The following is a 19730-nucleotide window of genomic DNA, read 5'->3' as shown; positions in this document are numbered from 1 at the left end:
GAATTCGTGAGGAAATTTCAAAATGGGCAGATGCGCGCGGTTGTCCGGCATTGTGGCCGTGGTGATGCTGCTGATGTTCATCCTATTCGGCGCACTGCTCATCGAAAAAGCGCCCATGGTGATCAATCAAGTAAAATAAAACAACAGCCTATTCCGCGGCAGCGCGGATACCGTTGTCATATTTATTCCTGAACCAGAACGCCAGGTTGACCAGTGCAATCAGCGCCGGCACCTCCACCAGCGGACCGATAACCCCGGCAAAGGCCTGCCCGCTGTTGATGCCAAATACGCCGATGGCCACCGCGATGGCCAGCTCGAAGTTGTTACCCGTGGCCGTAAAGGCGATAGCCGTATTTTTGGAATAATCGGCGCCCAAGCGCCTGCCGATGAGGAAACTGAATACAAACATAAAAGCGAAGTAAATCACCAGCGGAATGGCGATCCGCACCACATCCATCGGAATCTGTACGATCAGCTCCCCTTTCAGGCTGAACATGACCACGATGGTAAACAACAGCGCAATCAGCGTGATGGGCGAGATCACCGGCACATAGGTTTTAGTAAACCACTCCTCCCCTTTCCAGGCAATGAGCGCATACCGGCTGATTACGCCCAGCGCAAATGGAATGCCCAGGTAAATGCCCACGCTCTCTGCGATCTGCCCGATGGTGATGTTGATTTCGGTCGCGTTGATGCCAAACAGCGGCGGAAGCACCGTGATGAACAGGTATGCAAACACGCTGTAAAACAGCACCTGGAAAATACTGTTCAGCGCAATCAGCCCGGCAGCATATTCCCGGTTCCCTTCCGCCAATTCATTCCACACCACCACCATGGCAATGCATCGGGCCAGGCCGATGAGAATCAAGCCCACCATGTATTCCGGATAATCCTGCAGGAACGTAACCGCCAAGATAAACATCAATACCGGTCCGATGACCCAATTGAGCACCAGGGAAAGGCTCAGGATCTTGACATCCTTGAATACCTTCCCCAGTTGCTCATACTTGACTTTCGCAAGCGGCGGATACATCATCAGGATGAGGCCCACGGCCAGTGGGATATTCGTGGTACCGCTGGAGAATGAATTGATAAATCCAGCCGATGCGGGAATAAAATAGCCGATGCCTACGCCAATCGTCATCGCCAGGAATATCCACAAAGTCAGGTAGCGGTCAAGAAACCCAAGCCGCTTGCGCCGCGCCGCGGGCGCACAATCAATCGCCGACATGCTACTTTCCTCCTGTGATGTGTTCGCGGACGAATGCCTCACTGTACCCCTTGATCTGATCCCGTACTGCGCGGAACTGATCCATTACCGCTTCGGGTGTACCTGTTGCCTTTGCCGGGTCGGGGAAATTGTGGTGGAATTGCCGGGCTTTGGATGGGAACACCGGACAGCTTTCTTTGGCATTGTCACAAACAGTGATGACATAGTCAAAATCAATATCAATATACTCATCCACATGATTGGATGTATGCCCCGAGATGTCGATGCCGTCTTCTTTCATGACCTGCACCGCTTTGGGGTTAACCCCATGCGTTTCAATGCCCGCGCTGTATACTTCGGCGCGGTCTCCGGCAAAGTGTCGTAGGTAACCCTCTGCCAATTGGCTCCGGCAGCTGTTGCCGGTACATAATACAAGGATTTTTTTCACAGTTTTATCTTTTGGTTTTTCATTTAATATTTATTCCACGCCAACAGTCGTGCTACGCCGCTCCATCAACACCGTATCGCGCCACAGGGAGCCATGCTTACCGATTCGCTCCCGATAGCCCACCTGCCGAAATCCGCAGCGGCGATGCAGCTCGATACTCGGCTTGTTTTCAGGGAAAATACCCGCTTGCAGCGTCCATATCCCATTTTGCTCGCTGCTTATGATCAGCTGTTCCATCAGTAATGCTCCCGCTCCCTTGCCCCGGTGCTGCTCATGCACATACACACTCACCTCAGCCACTCCGCCATACACGCAGCGACCGGAAACAGGTGAAAGCGCCGCCCATCCAATCACCTGATCCTCCACTACGGCTACCAAACGCGAATGCAGGCTATGCGAGCGGTCCCACTCCTCCCAGTCGGGAGCTTCCGTTTGAAAAGTAGCCTGCCCCGTAGCAATTCCCTGCAAGTAAATTGCCTTGATAGCGGGCCAATCTGAATGTTTCATCATGTGCGTCTGCATCTTCGATCACATTTATATTAGCAACAACCCGAACCCGGCGTACACACGTCTGCTGTAGTCAGCTGCACCAACTCCACCTTCTTTTTGGTAGCAGCTCCCTCGGTCGCTCCGCAGCAGGGATCGCCCCCTATTGTCGTCGTGCAGTTATCTCCCCTACCGATGGCTTTGCATTGCGTCGCATCGGGAATAAGATTCACCACCAGGTTTTCGCCCGCTTCAATAAATTCGCCGGGATACATCTGCCGGGTATCGAACTGCGAATTGCCGAACTCGATTTTCACGATTCCCGAAGGATTAAGCGGCAGCGTCTTCTCCACAACATCGGCAATGGAAAGCGCTTTGCTTACCGCCATTGCCCGTTCCTTATCTGCTGCCTCCGGCTCCCATAGTTGTACGATGATCTCCGTCCACGCATTCATCACCCCGCCGCAATCCACCGAAGTGATCGGCGCCTGCTTGATTTCCGTGATGTGGTAGGCAGCATCCACCCATTTGCCTTCGGCATATTGGAATTGAAGCACTGCGTCCGGATGAGCCGCCAGCTGATCCTTAAAGGCCGCCCAGGTCATTAAATCTGCATTGTTCATAATATTGCAATTTTACGATTAATAAGCTCAAAAAAAATCAACAGCAACTGGAGACACCCTTATAAGCCTTCATAAATCCACTCAACTGGTCCTTCAGCAGCGCCCAGTTTTCCGGCTGGATGCAATAGCACACACTCACCCCGTCGATGGTCCCTTGAATGAGCCCAGCGTTCTTCAGTTCCTTCAGGTGCTGGGAAATGGTCGCCTGTGCCAAGCCCAGTTCCTCCACCAGCTCCCCGCAGATACAGGTATTGGAGGCCATGATGTGTTGGAGGATCGCAATCCGTGCTGGATGCGCGAGCGCCTTGAGCAATACCGCCAATCGGTTCTGCTCCTCCGTGAAAATAGCTGTTTTCGTGAGTCCCATAATTATATATTGCAATATTACGATTAATAAAGATAACTTCCAAATTTTTATCAAGGACGATACCGGTAAACACTTACCCAATCGAGCATCAGGTTGCCCGAATTGTTGCCATACCCTTTCGTTTCGGTCTGCAATTGCCAGCGCATGGGTTTGTCCGGTACTCCCCTATCCGAGTCCAGCACCAAGGTGCTGTCGAGATAATACCGAATGTTTCCGGGGCGCCATTCAATGATAAACGTATGCCATTCGGTAAATTTTTCATTTGTTTTCGCCGGATCCTGACAGCCGTAGCAGGGATCGGATGCGGCGTAATGGTGGAAACCGCCTATCCTTCCGGAAAGCGATCCTTCCGGAAAATCCTCTTCACCGTCCTCCAGCCGTTTTTCGGATTGGGGCCACAATAGCCAGGCAACATGATATTCCTCCAAGTTGGGATTGTCCACCCTGAATCTGGCAGCATACCTACCGTATGTCTGATATTGGCTTCCATTATAGATGATGGGCGAGGGATTGGCACCTGCAGGCTGCCCGTCCACCGGGTGGAGATAAAAATTGAGCACTCCGTCTTTTACGGATAATACGGAGTCCGAACGATATGGGCGATCCTGGTACGTATCGGCAAAACAAGCGGGATAAGCCCTCCATTGCTGCCCCCGTGCGCCGGTGTATACGATCTTCCGGGAATCGCACGCGCTTCCCCAGGAACCCAACGTGGCGTCCTTTGTGAAATCATCGTAGAACACCTGCTCCCATTCCGGCAGGTCCCCGATCGGGACGGGCTGTCCTGATGGAGATGCCGCGGCATCCGTCTTTCCCTTATCAAAAACCCCATTGCAGGCCATGCAGGCAAGCAATAACAGCAAGATGGAACGAGACATTTGCTTATGCTTTCGTTATACCTTGTTAAAGTTATCAATTATTTCCGAAAGTCAGTAAGCCGCTGGGCCACCGCGCAGGTAAGAAATATTGCTTGAATGACAAGGTAGGCCGCTAAGGGTATAGGGAATCCCGTGTGGTCGGAGAAATAGCCATAGCAAACGGCAGAAAAATTTAAAATTTGTACCTTCGAAGACGTTACGCTCATATGCTCGAAGTAAAAAACAAAATCGACAGCCATCAGCTCATCAAGATTGCCGAATTCCGGAAGGAAATCCGGACCACAGCTCCCCATAAACACCATAGCTATTTCGAATTCGTATTTCTCATCAAGGGAGGCGGTTCGCATACCATTGATGGAAAACAGTATGTTATATTCCCCCCGGTGCTCTTCATCATCCGTAGGGAGCAGATACATCATTGGGAACTCACCGGCGAACCGGAAGGTTACGTCCTGATCATCAAGAAACAGTACGTCGATGATAGCCTCGATAAGGCCCTCAAAGAGCTGTTATCAACCGTAAGCGCTTATACATGCCTGTATATACACGATCCCAACAGCATTGCATCGCTTTTCGGACTCTTATTGCAGGAATGGAAGCAAGCGCTTGCCCACCGAAGTGATGTGGTCGAAGGGTTGCTCAAGGCGTTGCTCGCTAAGGTATTGCAACAAGCACAGCCGGAAAAACAATGGCGCGCTGGCACTACGGACATTTTCCAACGCTTTGAAACCTTGCTCGGGCAGACTGACACCTTGCGAAATAGCGTAGCCCACTATGCCTCGCTGTTGAACACCACCCCACAGAACCTGAATACGGTATGCCGCAGGGCCGCCGGGCAGTCCGCAGCAGTAGTATTGGCCGGGCACTTATTGGGCGAAGCCAAGCGCCTGCTGCTTTATACGGATATGACCGCCAGCCAGATCGCTGCCCAGCTCGACTTCCGGGACTCCTCGCATTTCATCAAGTACTTCAAGCGGCATACCCAAACCACCCCCCATGCCTTCCGGCAACTTGGCTAACTGGCCGATTGGCGTATGGTTTATACCGCGTTATTTTCAAATAGACCATGCTATCAGAATTTTGCTGTAGTACCTTTGCTGCAAAATGACGTTTACCGATGCATAAAACACACTTACTACTCATCTGCTTGGTGACTACACTGATGGTAACACAGGCGTTTGCTCAAACCGGATCGATAGCGGGTATTGCGTTTGATCAGGCGGCTCAAAGCCCGCTGGCTTTCGCCAGCGTGTCGCTATACCAAAGCCAGGATTCCGCGCTGGTGAATGGACAGCTCGCCGATGAGGCAGGCAAATTCCGGTTTGAAAACCTAACGCGTGGCAGCTACTTCATCCGGTTGCAGTCGTTGGGCTACGAAACGGTTGAATCCGACCAGCTAAGCATCACCGGCAACCAGCAGATCGACCTTGGTCGTATAGATCTGAACCTCAGCCAACAGTTTTTAAACGAAGTGCAGGTAACGGGGCAACCGTTGCAAAGCGCCAACAAGATCGATAAACAGGTCTATCGGGCGGAGCAATTCCAAGCCGCGAAAGGCGGAACCGCCATCGACGTGATCCGCAACATGCCTTCGGTTTCCGTAGATGGGCAGGGCCAGATCACCTTGCGAGGTGCCCAGGGCTTTTTGGTGCTGATCAATGGAAAACCGGTGCAAACCGATGCCACGACCATGCTAAGCCAATTGCCGGCCAACCAGGTGGAAAACATTGAATTGATCACCTCGCCATCGGCCAAGTATGACCCCGATGGCAGGGGCGGCATCATCAACATCACGACCAAACAGGGGGCCGACGATGGGCTGGCGATGGTGGCCAACCTGCAAGGTGGTCTGCCATCCATTGAGGACTATGACAATGCCCAACGTCAACAGCGCTACGGCGCCGATGTAACGGTAAATTACCGCCGGAACCAGTGGGATTTGACGGCGAACGCCAATTACCTACGGAATGACAATGCGGGCCTACGGGATGGGGATGTCTACACACTGATCGCAGACCGACGGACTTCCTTCCCTTCCCATGGCGAGCGCAGCTTTGACAAATACAATTATGGCGGGCGGCTTAATGTGGCTTTCACGCCCAACGAACGCCACCGGTTCACTGCCGGATTCTTTGCTGGCCATAAATTCCAGGACAGGGTGGCCGATATCCACTATGACAATGTAAAAACGGACCTCGCCACGGGCACGGTCATTGGCCGGCGTCAATACTTCAATGCCAACCTCCAAAACAAAGAGGGTGATTTTGTACTGGGTAACCTGGACTACACGCACACCTTTGCAGACCAATCATCCCTAAGCTTCTCTGCCCTGTACGAACGCGCAGACTTGTACGGTGCTACCCGCAACCACAACATCGAATCAGCCGATACGGTGCAACACACCGTCAGCACGTATACCAATCCCCTGAATGGATTCCGCGGAAAGGTCGATTTTGCAACTCCTCTTGGGCACGGGAAGTGGGAAAGCGGCTATCAGTACCGGCGGGATGAGCAAGACGGTCGTTTTGTCTACCGGGTAAGGGAGGGCGATGACACTGATTTCGCGATCGTACCGGCATTCACGGGTGATGTGGTGGCCACCAATCAAATCCATTCCATTTATACCCAGTATTCAGGAAAGACCGAGCGCCTGGAATATATGGGTGGCCTGCGCTATGAATATGCCGACCGGGATTTACATGTCAACGCGACCGACGATGGAGACTACCGGCTGACGCTGCACAACCTATTTCCCTCGGCAAGCGCCCTGTATCGCCTCGATGACCACTGGAAGGCCAAAGCCGGCATCAGCAGGCGTGTACAGCGAACCAGCAATTTTGAGTTGAACCCCATTCCCGAGCGGGAGCACTCGGAAACCTTGGAGCAGGGTGACGCGAACCTCCTACCGGAATTCATTTACTTGGCAGAACTGGGCATCATCCGGGAGTTCAAGCAGGGGTCTTTTTTTACCACACTGTACTACCAAGACGTCAAGAACCCCATCCAGCGGGTGAATAATGTCTATGCAGACACCATCTTGAACCGGGTGTTTACCAATGCCGAGCGGGCAACGCGGACGGGCCTTGAGCTTGGCGCCAATTATACTCCGGTGAAGTGGGCACAGCTTTACCTCGGCGCCAACGTATACCGTAGCACGACGCGGGGCATGATACTGGACTACGCTGAGCGGCTGGAAAACCAAGCTTGGGTACACGCGATCAACGCCAACGCAAACATCCAATTGACGCCGGCATTCAGTCTCCAGGGCAATGTGAATTATTTGTCGGCCAGACCGACGGTACAAGGCGAAGACTCGCGGTTCCTATCACCCAATCTATCGCTGAAACACACCTTCTGGGATGGGGCGATCACCGCGCTCGTGCAATGGCAAAACATCGATCTGGGCCTGCTACCCAGCAACGAACAGCGGATCACCACATGGGGACCAGATTTTTATACCACCACCAACTACATTTACGAAGTCGATGTGATCATGCTGAATCTGTCGTTCAACCTGAACCGGTTGGCGCGCGAACTCAAGCTGCCGGGCAGTGAATTTGGAGAAAAGGAGTTTTAGCGTATCAGCTGAACGATGCGCCCCGCGAGCTCCGAGTTATCTACAAAGCCTTGGAAATATTCGGCTCCCGGACCGTAGGCTGCCAACGGCACCGGGAGGCCCGTATGGTCGGTCGTAGCGAAATCGCCGAGCACGTATCCGGTTCGATAATCGCCATCCAAAACGATCAGACCGCCAGTCTCGTGATCTGAGGTCACGATGACAAGGGTCTCCCCATCGGCATCAGCAAATTCGAGCGCTTTGCCTACGACCTTATCGAAACTGAGGTACTCTGTCACCGTAAAGGGCACACTGTTGCCATGGCCGCCGCCGTCTATTTTTGCTCCTTCCACCATCAGGAAGAAACCCTTATCCCCCGCCCTGTCTTTCAAGAATGCTACCGAGCGTTCAAAAGCGTCTTCGATCATCCGATAGCTCGTATTCAGGTTACCCTGTTCAGCACTTAACTTGTCCCATTCGCCACTTACCTGATCTTCAGCAAAGCTCAAGACGCGTTTGCTCTTGCTTTGGCCCAGCCCTTCCAAGCCTTGTTGTACCTCGAACCCTTGTTGGCGCAGTTGACGTACCAACGCGCTGTCCGCTGCGGCAAATACGGGATCGAAGCCACCCACCACCAGCGATAGCGGACTGCGCAGCAGGTCGCTGGCAATGCTGTCGGCCATATCGCGCTCCGCACGGTGCGCGTAAAAGGATGATGGAGTCGCGCCGGTAACGCCATCGTTGGATACGATACCGCTTACTATACCCCTTGTCGCTAGGCGCTCCGGCAGGTTAACCAGCGCTTTCCCCAAGGTATCGACCCCAATAGCCCGGTTCCGCGTTTTGGAGCCGGTTGCCAGTGCGGTTCCCCCCGCTGCCGAATCGGTGTGGTAGTTGTCTGCCGAGCCGGTAAACAGATAGCCCGTATAAGGCATGCCAAGCACGTTGAGCCTCCCCCCATTGGCGGTAGCCGCTGCCCACAGCTGGGAGAGGCCTGCGCCGTCGCTGATCAGCAGGATGACATTGCGCGGTTTAGCGCCGGGGCGGAAGGCCGCATGGAGGGGTTCATAGGGTGTGTACTGCGCCGCTGCCTGATAGCTAAGCTTGGGATAGGCAGTCAGAAATGCTGCCAATCCCATGGGATTATCCGTATTGATATAGTCGATACCCAATTTCACCCATTCATACCACGTGGTTTTGGTGTCGGGACTTGCCCAGAAGCGCATTTTTTTTCCCAGTCGGTGCACCGAATCAACCACATGGCGCACACGTCCGAGGTCCGTCTCGGTAAGCCTGCCCAGTCCGTTCCACCGCGAAAAATCATGAAAGGAGGCGCTGAACAGCCCGATGCGCTCCAGCTGATCCGGTGTGTACGCCATACCAGGCCGCCCGTCGAAAAAGAACAACCCGTCAAAATCAGCAAACCGGTCTGGGGCGGGCATATTGCCGCTGATCACGATCTTCACGGCTTTCGGATGGCGTTTGCTATCAAAGTAAGCCCTATAAGGCAGCAGCTTTTCCTCCAGTGCTTTCAAAGTAGCCGTTCCCTCGGTTTTCAGGTCTACAAGCAACTGCAACTGCCCGCTGTCCGGATACAGCCACCCTTCCGATGCATCGGCAAAAGCGCGTAGGATGGGCTGCAGGTACAGCGCGTCAAACGTGCCCCCTTCGGTGATTTCTCCGGCCGTGTGGGCCACATACAGCTCACCGTCGCGCAGGAAAATGTCCGCTTCGATAGAACCGAAGCCCAATCCATAAGCCAGGCTAAAGGGATGATTGCGGGTATAGTCGTTATGCGAATGCGCGTTGCCCAGGTACGCCGTGGGGCGGATTTGCGCGGTGGCGGGTACGATGGCAGCAAGTGCCAGGCCGAGGCCCAATAAACAGATAATGCCTTTCATGCAGTAATTCAATTAGGTTGAAATGTACCGTAAATCCATTCGACAATGAGTTGATTTAAGGCCAAAAGTAGTTGCAGTAGGTTAAGTCAGCGTTAGTACGATGTTAGGCTTTGATAAAACTCCTCAATGGTATAGTCTATGCCAAAGCGCTCCAGAATCTCTTTAAGCACTTTTACATCCTTTTCCTTCGGTACCGTTGCCGTGATTGCCGTCATACACCAATGGGGTTATCAATCCACACAATATAATACAAAATTGTTAGGTTGCAAAAAGGCCGTTCATCCTGCGTCAACTTCCTTTTCTTTACCAGTACCTCCATCACCTTACGAAATCATCCATCGCAAAAACGGCTGTACTGGCTACGGTAGTGGTGACCGTTTAATCTTATCGTTCAGCTCATCAAGATATTGAAACAGGAGTTCCATGGTTTTATCGTGACTTGCTTTTCAGGACATTTGCGAGCACAAACCAAAAAAATTCTTGAAAAATTTGCGAAACCAAATGATTGCATTTATATTTGCAACCATATATTTGCATAATGGAAACAAGACGAGATATTTTTCAGGCAGTAGCCGACCCGACAAGACGGGCAATTATTGCCTTAATTGCATTACAGGCGATGACGCCCAACGCCATTGCCGAACATTTTGACACTACCCGACAGGCAGTATCTAAACATTTACGCATTTTGACGGAATGCGAATTGGTAACGCAAAAACAACAAGGCAGGGAAATTTATTACCAGCTTGAACTAAACAAAATGAAAGAAATCGATAAATGGCTGGACCAGTTCCGCAAAATCTGGGAAACAAGATTTGATCAGTTAGACAACTTATTGGCAACGATTAAAACACAGAAAAAATGACTAGTAATCTCTTGTTTGATTTTTCCGTAAACAAGGAAAATAAAACCATTCACATCGAATGTAAATTCGATGCTAACCTTGAGTTGGTATGGCAGGCGTGGACAACGGCCGAATTACTCGACCAGTGGTGTGCTCCAAATCCTTACAGAACAGAAACAAAAACGTTGGATTTCCGTGAAGGTGGCTTCTGGCATTTTGCATTGGTAGGCCCCGAGGGGAATAAACATTGGAGCCGATATGATTACAAAAAAATTGAACCTCAAAAAAGCATTACGGAGTTGAGGGCATTCAGCGATGAAAACGGAATGGTTAGTCCGGATTTCCCGCGTACCGAATGCACCCTACTCTTCAGCGAAATCCCGATAGCCATCGGGAGCAAAACACGCGTAACGATGACTGAAAAATACGGAAGTCCCGAAATGTTTGAAAAAATGGCTACAGTCAGCCACAAAAAAGGCTTTTCGTCGCATCTTAAAAACCTGAACGAATTTTTACAAACACTAAAAAATAAATAAAATGAACCCGACATTATTATTTGACTTTACCGTCAACAAAGAAAACAACACCATTCACATCACCCGTGAATTTGCCGCAAACCTTGCATTGGTTTGGCAGGCATGGACAACACCTGAACTGCTCGACCAGTGGTGGGGACCGCAACCGTGGAGAGCCGAAACGAAAACAATGGATTTTCGGGAAGGTGGATATTGGTTGTATGCAATGGTAAGTCCCGAAGGAGAAAAACATTGGGCAAAAACCAACTTCCTTTCAATTGTAAAAGAAGAATCATTCGCGTCAAAAGGTGGAATTAGTGATGAAAACGGCATGTTAAATCCTGCGTTTCCTCAAAATTTATGGGAAAACAGCTTTATCCCGAAAGATAATAAAGTACAGGTAGATATGCTGCTGACTTACGACACACTTGACGACCTCGAAAAAGAGCTGGCGATGGGCTTTAAAGAAGGTATGACCATCGATTTCCAGCAGTTGGACGAATTGTTATTGACCTTTAAAAAGTAAAAAACTCATCGTATGGCAAGCTGAAATGAACGGAGCTTCCCGGGCAAGGCTGCGATTGACGAAACATACAGAGGATATATCGGGTATGGCAAAAGAGCAGGTAAAATTCCGGTCGCTGGTAGAACTGTTTGAGTTTCTTCCAGGGGATGAAGCCTTGCTGACAGATGTCCTGCGTCAGCTAACGATAGAAACCTTAAACGGATACGGAAAGGAAAAACTGTCCTACAATGTCCCGTTTTTCTACGGTAAAAAATCCATTTGCCTGATATTTCCAGCATCCGTTCCCCGAAGCGGCATAAAAAACGGAGTATTATTTGGCTTTTGGTATGGCAATCGCCTGAAAGATGAAAACAACTATCTGGCACACGGAACGAACAAACAGATTTTCTACAAGATTTATCAGTCGGTTGATGACATTGATATTCCCGCTTTAACCGGGCTGATAAAAGAAGCGGTTGAACTGGATAAAAGGTTTTAGAAGAAAAACATAATTTCGGGATAATGCTGACTGGCTTGGATGGTTGGTTCCACAAAAATGATATCTTCGCCCAGTGCACATGCATTGGCCAAATCCACAGGCTCCATGCCCTTTGAGGCAAGTATATTGCTGATCTTATTGCTGATTTAACTCGTTGACCCCCGGCTATGAAAGCCCGTGGCATCCTAGTATGTATGCTATAAAATTTTCGTTGACCTTCGGCGGAAAAGAAATAAAGAGGCTCGGCATTTCTAGCATGCCTAGCCTCTTATCAATATTGGAAGGATAGTTGCTATTCCTCTAGTCCGAAATATTTGGTTACAGCGTAATAATCCGCAAGGTCTAAATCAGACTTGGTAAGCGATCGGAGTGACGAATGTAACGGAGCTAAAATCCGTATGTCACTAAAGTTCAATGGGCGTCCATAATCTTCAGCGGATTGAGCATCTAAGGCCTCGATTCTCAACTCATAAGTATCGCTATCAACGCTCTCCCCAAACGAAAAATGCAACCTGTAATCTTTATTTGGGTCAGGGTTTAAGGCTGAATGCCAGTTACCGACACTATCACCTTCAAAGGTATAATAAATTAAAACCGCCTTTTTCGTTAAAAATAAACTATCACCCTTTAGCTCAGAAATAAGCAATCTGAGCTGCTGGCTACCGTCCACGATCTGCTGGCCAAAGCGGTAACTAAATACCTCGCTATTTACTTCTTCATTATTGGAATTTAGTTCTTCTTCCATTTGACCACAGGAACCCATCACAACCGTTACAGCTGCAAGTATAAGAACATACTTCAAAACAATATTTTTCATAACTTTTTTAATTTTTATAGTAGTAGGGATTAAAAATTTTGTTTAAACAAAATAGGAATTGCCGTCAAATTATTATTTTCATTGCCCTCTGGAACAACATTATTGGCATCCAACACTATGAGGACATAGTAATTTCCATAAGCTTGATTGTATTCGAATTGACTTCCATAAACGTAAATACTTTCCTGGTCAGTACCGCCCGCGCTAATTGGTGAAGCAGAAACTGTTGACGAGTAAAAATTAAAATCGTTACTACTTAGCGTTGCGTCTGATGAAAGATAAACCTTTATGGTATAACTTCCTGATGCCTGTTGCCCAGTGTTTCTGATATAAGCACTCACTGTCATTCCTCCTCCATTACGAGCGATCTCATATCTTTTATTCCCTAAATCACCTAGAAGGCTAGGACAATTAGTGCAGTTACTGGTAACAAAGGTGGATGCTGGATTTAACGACAAATCCGCAGGTGGCAATGGGCATCCGCCGTTGCTAGGAGGGCCGGACTGGGTAGCGCAGTCATCACAAATGTTTGGAACACCGTCATAATCTGAATCAGCCAAATCAATTCTGCTTATAAGTGTATAATCGTGTACATTACTATCTTCGTCTGGATCTCTTGTATAACCGGAATAGCCGACATAGTAATAGCCCTCTTGTACCCCACTACCAGCTGCGAAATAATACACCTTGTTTGTTGCCAACGGAGTGCTTCTGAAAATATTTACTTTAGTTCCATTACCACTTGGAGGGCTTTGAAGATATTGACAATATAATGTCTCAAGACCTGATATGGATGCACCTAAATAATAAATTCTGTGCCTCTTATAAGTTTTCAAATTTCCAGCACAAAAATCGACAATTTCGCATGTATTCGCAAAATCTGTGATAGTTACGTCCGGATTAGATATTGGAGAATCGCTAGATTCGACTACAATAAAATACTTGTAGCCGGATGGAACAGTGCTTAATTGCGCAACAAATACGGTGTTAACAGGAAGCTTATCTTCAATCAGAATATTTAATCTTCGTTCCCCGACTGCTTGGATTATTCCGTTGTTGCAAAAATTCGACACGGTATTGGCTTCATCCGGATTGACCCAGCGCACCAAATGATACTTTGACGTGACCTGACCGGAAAGTTGCAAAGAAAACACCACGGTCAATAAAGAAAAACAAATTTTTTTCATAGGGTTAAAATTACTTAGTTAATGAATTGTAGAGTATCTGTACCGCAAGGATAACTCAACAATATTAATCTACCATTAAAAAGCAGTGAATAAATAGGGGTAAAATGTGTTTAAAATTAATACTCGATTAAGTATTTAAACTATCCAAAAAACAAAGGCCCGGCATGTCGAATGCCGGGCCTTCCATAAGAACTGTTTATCCTCTTAAAAACTATAGCTATATCCCAAGCTAAAATTACGCCCCGGGCTTCTCAACTGAAACCGCTGTGATTCAGCGCGGAATGACTCATATAGGCTCTCCCTGTCGTCATTCAGGATATTTTCAACTTTCAGGCTGATCGTACCTTTTTTCGCTTGGCCAACCTTCTTGGAGAAATTAAAGTTCAAGCTATTGAACGGTTGAGTGTACACATCGGGATTGACACTCAATCCGATTACCTCAAGTGTTTTACCCTGTACATTATAGAACAATCCGGTCTCCAATCCTAAATCTTCATTATTATACAATAGCCCGGTATTGATTAGGTACGGGGACTGGCCCTGCAACTCCCTTGTATCTTCTATTTCCTCGCCATCACGTGCAGCGTTTAGCCGTGAATCGTACTCCTGACCAGCACCCTTGAGCATCTCAATCCGTGATTGGATGAGCGAAGCATTGACATTGATGCTAAGGTCACTCAAACCATCGGAAATAAAGCCTAAATGCTTTCTTGCCTCAATCTCCACACCAACAACATCGGCAGCGGGCGCATTCCTTGGTGTGAACTGGCTCGGGTCGATTTCAGAATAGGCCACAATTTCTATGGGATCCTTAAACCGCTTGTAAAAACCACTTACAGCAAACATTTGGGCATTGTCACCAAACAACTCATAACGAATGTCAAAGTTGTTAATATAAGTGGGTTGTAGATCGATATTACCCAAAAACATGATGCCGGTCAGCAAGTCTGGAATTTGCACCACGGAGAGCTCGCGGAATGTTGGCCTTGCAGTCGTCCGTGAATAAGATAGCCTAAATTTGTTGTTTTCGGTAAATCCATATATCAAATTTGCCGAGGGGAATAGATCGATTTTATCCAGAACGTTCTCATTGTCGTATACTTCGTCTCCCAGATTGTTTTGCCCTGTAAAATTTGCCATGAAAAATTCGCCCCTTAACCCAATTACCGCTTGCAATTTCTCTAGTAACCTAAATTCATTTGACACATATAGCGCTCCAACTTGTTGAGTAGCATCGTATGTGTTAGCAGGTTGGAAGTTTCCACGGATAAAATATCCTGAATCGCCCTCTGGCGTCCATACATTCTCGTCAGCCAACAATGCATCGGGATCGCCATTCAACGCTGAGGTTATCGTATTATAAGGAGCAATTTCGTAACTTTGAATGGAATAATCCCTTGCTTTATAGCTATATAACGCTCCGAATTTTAACGTGGAGTTGTCCCCAAGGAATTGATGCTTTTTTACGAAGTCTACCTTGCCAACCAAATTCACTTCATCCAAATCTCGCCAGATACGGAGAGGAAAGCCCGCATCCGAGCCGATGGTGTAGGTTCCGTTGCCGCCGTCGATAAACGTAGTAAGCCGTACGTCTTTGTCGTTAATCTTGGATAGTGTGGGCGAAATTTTCCACTCGGTGGTGAAGGAAGCATCTTCATTGGCGTGTTTACCGCTGATCAGTACGTTAGAAACGGACCGTTGAGAATATTCCAAGTTGTCCTTGACCACATTAATCACGTTGTCAACTCTCGTTGATTGGTCAAAAAATGCAGCTCTGCTTTCTCCGTTTTGGATATGGAGGACATTAAACATATATTTCGATTTGCTCGTCTTATAAGACAAACCAGCCAACACCGAACCCAATACATTGTTTGTCCCGAGATTGCCATACTGCCGCCTGTTATCGCGCAAATCAAATCGATCCCGTTCTGACCATCGCTGGTAAACACCGTTTTCGAATCCGTCGTAAAACTCAGTGGAATTTTTATAGTCTAAGGACAAAAGGAGTCCCAACTTATTGCCCTTTACATCGTATTGATTGGCATAATTCAAGCCTACACTGAAATCCGGCATACTCGTTTGCGGCTGCGCCGCCATCGTCGGATCAAATGACCGGGTAATTCCTTCTAAGGTACCGTTGTTGGAGGAAGCCGGATGGGGTATTGTCGTTCCTGCGGAAATGGGCATTTTACGTGTGCCGTCATCAAAACCCAAGAAATCCGTACTTCCACCGGAATAACTCAGATAACGATCGTTGAAATGCATCTGAGGATTATAACCAACCGATATCGAAGCGCCGAACTGCTCTTGTGCCGGAAAATCTTTGGTCACAATATCGACCACACCACCCGTAAAGTCCGCTGGTAGCTCTGCAGAGGCCGATTTGACGACGACAATATTCTCCAAGATGTTCGTCGGGAATATGTCCATTTGGATGGTATTCTTATCCGGGTCAAGACCCGGGATATCCATCCCATTCAGAACAGATTTGGTATAACGATCGCCCAACCCGCGTACATACACGTATTTTCCATCTTGCACCGAAACGCCTGGCACCGATCGCACCGCTGTAGCAATCGTGCTTGCGCCACTTCGCTTGATGCTTTGAAGCGAAAGGCCATCCATCAGCGTTGTCGAATTGCGCTGCATGTTCAACAGCGAGATTTCGGAATTGCGCCTTGCCGTAGTAGTCACCACGACTTCATCCAGCAGGTCTGCCTGCGACTCCAGGACGATATCGAGGTGTGTCGCCTCTCCGGCTTTTATCTCCACCGCTTCGATTTCTTGGGTTTGATAGCCGATAAAAGAATAAACTAATGTGTACGTGCCTGGGTTAAGTTCCAGCGCATAATCGCCTTCAAAGTCGGTCCGGGCACCAATCGAGGAATTCTTCACGGCTACCGTCACACTGGAAAGCTTTTCACCAGTTCCTCCTTCTGACACGGTACCGACCAGCTGCCCCTGCTGGGCAAAAAGTATAACTGAAAAACAGATATTCCCTGCAAAAAGTAACCAAAATTTCTTCAACATAGGGTTTGGATAAATGCGTATTGTATTTTATAAAAAATGTCCATCTCCTATGCTGGAGATGGACACGTAATCTTTCATCAATTGCAATTAAAATGCACTCTTACTTGCTGCGTAAGTCCAAGAAAATGCAGCGAGGTCAGCGCCAACAGTAGCCGCATCGGCAGAAGCAATGGTCGCTACATTGCCGGTGAAGTTAGCTGCGGTTCCAGCTGGAGCTCCAGTCAGTAATGCTGGTAGGGCTACCCCTGTAGGAAGCACAACTTCCCAGTTTGAAAACGTAATCCGGTCATTGGCAAATTCAGTTTGAGAATCAGCACCAGCTACATTTATTGTAGAGGTTGCAGTAATATCATACACCAAGATATTGTTCAATGCGCATAATACGCCATCCCTCAAATCTGCAACCATGGCGCTTTGGCCACCACCGATGACCGTAATATCTTCCATGGTAAAGGACGCCTCAGTAGCAGCGGTACCTTCCGGCCCATCCAATTCGAAAGCAGAACCGGGCTCAGGACCTTGAACGACCAAGCCATTTGAAATGGTACCAGAATAAGCCATATCCACATCGAAACCATCATCGCCCTGTCCATATGTCAGCAAATTGGTCACGTTTACCGTTCCACCGAACCATTCGATGCCATCATCTTGGTTGCCTACAATTTCCACATTCTGGATAACCGTTCCACTTCCGACACCGGCTAGAGTCAACCCATTTATCTCATTGTCAGTAGCGATAGCAACACCGCCATGACGAATGGAAATGTACTTGATCGAGCCCGAATTGTCGGCCGCATCTGTACCACCGTAAATGCTATAAGCAGCATTTGCCGGCAGCCCTTCCACGTTTTTGGTTTGGAGATCCGATGCAACGGAGATCGGGGCACGGCCCAAGATAATTACTCCACCCCAAGCCCCTTTGTCCTCAATATCGAGGTTCGTGCCAGCCTTCTGACCAGGTTGAATATCGTCCAGCACCGAAGTGAAGACAATCGGCGCATCTGCGGTACCATTGGCCATTAGCTTACCGCCTTGTGCCACTACCAATGCCGAGGCTTGGTCTCCTTGTCCTTCTTCACCTTTGATAATAGTACCTGCTTCAATAGTCAATGTTACACCAGCGTCTACTACCACTTTGCCGTCCAATATATAAACGTTTTCAGCAGTCCATGTTTCATTGGCGGTAATGGAACCCGATTTAACCATCTCTTCGCCCTCTTCGATTGGATCTACTGGATCATCGTCGCTACAGCTGGTTACAAATCCCAATGCAAACACCGCTAGGAATGGTAAAAATAACTTTTTCATGATTTTCAATTTTAATGTTTTGACTCCTCTATATTCCGATACAAAGAACTTTATTTAATATAAAGCCAACATTCACTGAAAATCATCTTTTGATTAATTTCGTGTTAAGTAATTATTAAGCACATTCAAGAAAGAGGTGGGTATCGGTTTCGCTATGAGTGGATTACATGGTCATCAGTACCTCAGCCACATCATGCAGTGGCAAATCAAATGCTTCGGCCACGCCCTGGTATACGACCTTGCCTTCTACGATATTGAGCCCCTTCATGAGCGCGGCATCGTTAGCGCAGGCGGTCTTCCATCCCTTATTGGCGATCTTGATAATATAGGGCAAGGTAGAATTGGTCAATGCCAGTGTGGAGGTAAACGGTACCGCGCCGGGCATGTTGGCCACGCAGTAATGCAATACGTCATCGATGATGTAGGTGGGGTTTTCGTGTGTAGTGGGCACACAGGTCTCTACGCAGCCGCCCTGATCGACGGCCACATCCACGATAACGGTACCGGGACGCATGGTCTTGAGCATATCGCGCGTGATGAGGTTGGGCGCTTTGGTACCGGGTATCAGCACGGCGCCGATGATGAGGTCGTGGGTTTGCACGAGTTTGCGGATGGTATATTGACTGGAATATTGGGTGACGACGTGGGAAGGCAAGACATCGTTTACGTACCGCAGGCGATCGGTATTGATGTCGAGAATGGTGACATGCGCGCCTAATCCGGACGCCATCTTGGCGGCTTGCACGCCTACGATGCCCGCGCCGAGGATGAGCACCCTGCCAGGAGGAACACCCGGTACGCCGCCGAGCAGCACGCCCCTGCCCTTCACCGGCTTTTCAAGGTAGCGGGCACCTTGCTGTACGGCCATGCGGCCGGCCACCTCAGACATGGGGGTAAGCAAGGGCAGCGAACGGTCGGGCTTCTCCACGGTTTCATACGCGATGCACACCGCCCCACGGCCAATCATGGCTTCGGTGAGCGTGATGCTCGAGGCAAAATGGAAGTAGGTAAACATAATCTGCCCGGGCCGGGCCAATCGCAACTCTTCATCGATGGGCTCCTTCACCTTGACGATCATGTCTGACTGTGCCCAAATATCGTGGGGATCGGTCACGATCTCGGCCCCCGCGGCTTCATACTCCGCATCGGATATCCCGCTTCCTTTGCCCGCACCTTGTTCCACCAAAACATGGTGATGATATTGCTTCAATTCGAAGACGCCAGATGCTGTTAGTCCGACCCTGCTTTCGTTATTTTTGATTTCTTTAGGTATTCCGATAGTCATATTTGATTAAGATTGAAATTTACCTCAAAAATAACAATAAAATCAGCTATTGAATGACTAATATTTTAAAAAAGTATCAACAAAAATCAATGAAATAAACATCATAAAATACAAAACTTACTACATATACCAAAAATATAATATAAATATGGCCAAATAAACCCATAAAATGGCTTTATACTCCCTAACCACCCTCACATCCCCACCTGTTTTACGTCCATTGCAGACACGGCCTAGGAGACGGAAGCGGAGCGCCCCGGATCCAGACGTG

The 19730-nt window shown here is 48.6% G+C and carries 19 protein-coding genes; 6 read left to right on the top strand and 13 right to left on the bottom strand.

Features of this window, described 5'->3' with window-relative positions:
• Window positions 1-148: 148 nt before the first annotated feature.
• Genes arsB through ACMGDE_RS07150 form a run of 6 tightly spaced genes read right to left on the bottom strand, consistent with a single transcriptional unit; the run spans window position 149 to window position 4012 of the window.
• A complete protein-coding gene (gene arsB, locus ACMGDE_RS07175) occupies window positions 149-1231 on the bottom strand; it encodes an ACR3 family arsenite efflux transporter (RefSeq protein ID WP_436832091.1) in 1083 nt (360 codons plus the stop codon).
• Window position 1232: 1 nt separating this feature from the next.
• Window positions 1233-1658, bottom strand: coding sequence for an arsenate reductase ArsC (locus ACMGDE_RS07170; RefSeq protein ID WP_436832090.1), 426 nt, complete (start codon window positions 1656-1658; stop codon window positions 1233-1235).
• Between the two features lie 30 nt (window positions 1659-1688).
• A complete protein-coding gene (locus tag ACMGDE_RS07165; protein WP_436832089.1) occupies window positions 1689-2168 on the bottom strand; it encodes a GNAT family N-acetyltransferase in 480 nt (159 codons plus the stop codon).
• 29 nt (window positions 2169-2197) lie between these two features.
• Window positions 2198-2767, bottom strand: coding sequence for a DUF6428 family protein (locus ACMGDE_RS07160; protein ID WP_436832088.1), 570 nt, complete (start codon window positions 2765-2767; stop codon window positions 2198-2200).
• Between the two features lie 37 nt (window positions 2768-2804).
• Window positions 2805-3134 carry an ArsR/SmtB family transcription factor gene (locus ACMGDE_RS07155; RefSeq protein ID WP_436832087.1) on the bottom strand — a complete coding sequence of 110 codons (330 nt, stop codon included), beginning with the start codon at window positions 3132-3134 and terminating at the stop codon, window positions 2805-2807.
• A 50-nt stretch (window positions 3135-3184) separates the two neighbouring features.
• Window positions 3185-4012: a glycoside hydrolase family 16 protein gene (locus tag ACMGDE_RS07150; RefSeq protein WP_436832086.1), complete on the bottom strand. Its 828-nt coding sequence runs from the start codon at window positions 4010-4012 to the stop codon at window positions 3185-3187.
• Between the two features lie 206 nt (window positions 4013-4218).
• Here ACMGDE_RS07150 and ACMGDE_RS07145 point away from each other — a divergent pair, with 206 nt between their 5' ends.
• Together ACMGDE_RS07145 and ACMGDE_RS07140 are read left to right on the top strand one after the other, a co-directional pair.
• Window positions 4219-5031, top strand: coding sequence for an AraC family transcriptional regulator (locus ACMGDE_RS07145; RefSeq protein ID WP_436832085.1), 813 nt, complete (start codon window positions 4219-4221; stop codon window positions 5029-5031).
• Window positions 5032-5129: 98 nt separating this feature from the next.
• Window positions 5130-7589, top strand: a complete 2460-nt coding sequence (locus tag ACMGDE_RS07140; RefSeq protein WP_436832084.1) for a TonB-dependent receptor — start codon at window positions 5130-5132, stop codon at window positions 7587-7589.
• Here ACMGDE_RS07140 and ACMGDE_RS07135 read toward each other — a convergent pair.
• Together ACMGDE_RS07135 and ACMGDE_RS07130 are read right to left on the bottom strand one after the other, a co-directional pair.
• Window positions 7586-9469, bottom strand: a complete 1884-nt coding sequence (locus ACMGDE_RS07135; protein WP_436832083.1) for an alkaline phosphatase — start codon at window positions 9467-9469, stop codon at window positions 7586-7588. The two genes, ACMGDE_RS07140 and ACMGDE_RS07135, sit on opposite strands and share 4 nt — an antisense overlap.
• A gap of 92 nt (window positions 9470-9561) precedes the next feature.
• A complete protein-coding gene (locus ACMGDE_RS07130) occupies window positions 9562-9684 on the bottom strand; it encodes a hypothetical protein (RefSeq protein ID WP_436832082.1) in 123 nt (40 codons plus the stop codon).
• A 323-nt stretch (window positions 9685-10007) separates the two neighbouring features.
• Here ACMGDE_RS07130 and ACMGDE_RS07125 point away from each other — a divergent pair, with 323 nt between their 5' ends.
• The 4 genes from ACMGDE_RS07125 (at window position 10008) to ACMGDE_RS07110 (ending at window position 11832) form a co-directional block, all read left to right on the top strand.
• A complete protein-coding gene (locus ACMGDE_RS07125; RefSeq protein ID WP_436832081.1) occupies window positions 10008-10334 on the top strand; it encodes an ArsR/SmtB family transcription factor in 327 nt (108 codons plus the stop codon).
• Between the two features lie 11 nt (window positions 10335-10345).
• Window positions 10346-10849, top strand: a complete 504-nt coding sequence (locus ACMGDE_RS07120; protein WP_436832080.1) for an SRPBCC family protein — start codon at window positions 10346-10348, stop codon at window positions 10847-10849.
• 1 nt (window position 10850) lies between these two features.
• The gene (locus ACMGDE_RS07115) at window positions 10851-11354 is read left to right on the top strand and encodes an SRPBCC family protein (protein ID WP_436832079.1); all 504 of its coding nucleotides are present in this window, start codon (window positions 10851-10853) and stop codon (window positions 11352-11354) included.
• Between the two features lie 85 nt (window positions 11355-11439).
• The gene (locus ACMGDE_RS07110; protein WP_436832078.1) at window positions 11440-11832 is read left to right on the top strand and encodes a DUF1801 domain-containing protein; all 393 of its coding nucleotides are present in this window, start codon (window positions 11440-11442) and stop codon (window positions 11830-11832) included.
• Window positions 11833-12124: 292 nt separating this feature from the next.
• Here ACMGDE_RS07110 and ACMGDE_RS07105 read toward each other — a convergent pair whose 3' ends face one another.
• From ACMGDE_RS07105 to ald, 5 genes are all read right to left on the bottom strand, one after another.
• Window positions 12125-12649, bottom strand: a complete 525-nt coding sequence (locus ACMGDE_RS07105) for a hypothetical protein (RefSeq protein ID WP_436832077.1) — start codon at window positions 12647-12649, stop codon at window positions 12125-12127.
• Between the two features lie 29 nt (window positions 12650-12678).
• Complete coding sequence (locus ACMGDE_RS07100) at window positions 12679-13836, bottom strand: CARDB domain-containing protein (RefSeq protein ID WP_436832076.1); 1158 nt, start codon at window positions 13834-13836, stop codon at window positions 12679-12681.
• 204 nt (window positions 13837-14040) lie between these two features.
• Window positions 14041-16866 (bottom strand): TonB-dependent receptor, encoded by a 2826-nt coding sequence (locus tag ACMGDE_RS07095; protein ID WP_436832075.1) that lies wholly within the window; start codon window positions 16864-16866, stop codon window positions 14041-14043.
• An 87-nt stretch (window positions 16867-16953) separates the two neighbouring features.
• On the bottom strand, window positions 16954-18174 hold the full coding sequence (locus ACMGDE_RS07090) for a beta-helix domain-containing protein (RefSeq protein WP_436832074.1): 1221 nt from the start codon (window positions 18172-18174) through the stop codon (window positions 16954-16956).
• A gap of 163 nt (window positions 18175-18337) precedes the next feature.
• A complete protein-coding gene (ald, locus tag ACMGDE_RS07085) occupies window positions 18338-19459 on the bottom strand; it encodes an alanine dehydrogenase (protein WP_436832073.1) in 1122 nt (373 codons plus the stop codon).
• Window positions 19460-19730: the final 271 nt, after the last annotated feature.

Source organism: Parapedobacter brassicae, assembly GCF_051400755.1.
Lineage (GTDB): Bacteria > Bacteroidota > Bacteroidia > Sphingobacteriales > Sphingobacteriaceae > Parapedobacter.
This window is presented reverse-complemented; position numbering and strand designations above follow the sequence as displayed.

Excerpts from the sequence above, each read along its gene's own strand:
- arsB (WP_436832091.1), bottom strand. The coding sequence starts at position 1,231 with ATGTCGGCGATTGATTGTGCGCCCGCGGCGCGGCGCAAGCGGCTTGGG.
- ACMGDE_RS07165 (WP_436832089.1), bottom strand. The coding sequence starts at position 2,168 with ATGATGAAACATTCAGATTGGCCCGCTATCAAGGCAATTTACTTGCAG.
- ACMGDE_RS07160 (WP_436832088.1), bottom strand. The coding sequence starts at position 2,767 with ATGAACAATGCAGATTTAATGACCTGGGCGGCCTTTAAGGATCAGCTG.
- ACMGDE_RS07155 (WP_436832087.1), bottom strand. The coding sequence starts at position 3,134 with ATGGGACTCACGAAAACAGCTATTTTCACGGAGGAGCAGAACCGATTG.
- ACMGDE_RS07150 (WP_436832086.1), bottom strand. The coding sequence starts at position 4,012 with ATGTCTCGTTCCATCTTGCTGTTATTGCTTGCCTGCATGGCCTGCAAT.
- ACMGDE_RS07145 (WP_436832085.1), top strand. The coding sequence starts at position 4,219 with ATGCTCGAAGTAAAAAACAAAATCGACAGCCATCAGCTCATCAAGATT.
- ACMGDE_RS07140 (WP_436832084.1), top strand. The coding sequence starts at position 5,130 with ATGCATAAAACACACTTACTACTCATCTGCTTGGTGACTACACTGATG.
- ACMGDE_RS07135 (WP_436832083.1), bottom strand. The coding sequence starts at position 9,469 with ATGAAAGGCATTATCTGTTTATTGGGCCTCGGCCTGGCACTTGCTGCC.
- ACMGDE_RS07130 (WP_436832082.1), bottom strand. The coding sequence starts at position 9,684 with ATGACGGCAATCACGGCAACGGTACCGAAGGAAAAGGATGTAAAAGTG.
- ACMGDE_RS07125 (WP_436832081.1), top strand. The coding sequence starts at position 10,008 with ATGGAAACAAGACGAGATATTTTTCAGGCAGTAGCCGACCCGACAAGA.
- ACMGDE_RS07115 (WP_436832079.1), top strand. The coding sequence starts at position 10,851 with ATGAACCCGACATTATTATTTGACTTTACCGTCAACAAAGAAAACAAC.
- ACMGDE_RS07110 (WP_436832078.1), top strand. The coding sequence starts at position 11,440 with ATGGCAAAAGAGCAGGTAAAATTCCGGTCGCTGGTAGAACTGTTTGAG.
- ACMGDE_RS07105 (WP_436832077.1), bottom strand. The coding sequence starts at position 12,649 with ATGAAAAATATTGTTTTGAAGTATGTTCTTATACTTGCAGCTGTAACG.
- ACMGDE_RS07100 (WP_436832076.1), bottom strand. The coding sequence starts at position 13,836 with ATGAAAAAAATTTGTTTTTCTTTATTGACCGTGGTGTTTTCTTTGCAA.
- ACMGDE_RS07095 (WP_436832075.1), bottom strand. The coding sequence starts at position 16,866 with ATGTTGAAGAAATTTTGGTTACTTTTTGCAGGGAATATCTGTTTTTCA.
- ACMGDE_RS07090 (WP_436832074.1), bottom strand. The coding sequence starts at position 18,174 with ATGAAAAAGTTATTTTTACCATTCCTAGCGGTGTTTGCATTGGGATTT.
- ald (WP_436832073.1), bottom strand. The coding sequence starts at position 19,459 with ATGACTATCGGAATACCTAAAGAAATCAAAAATAACGAAAGCAGGGTC.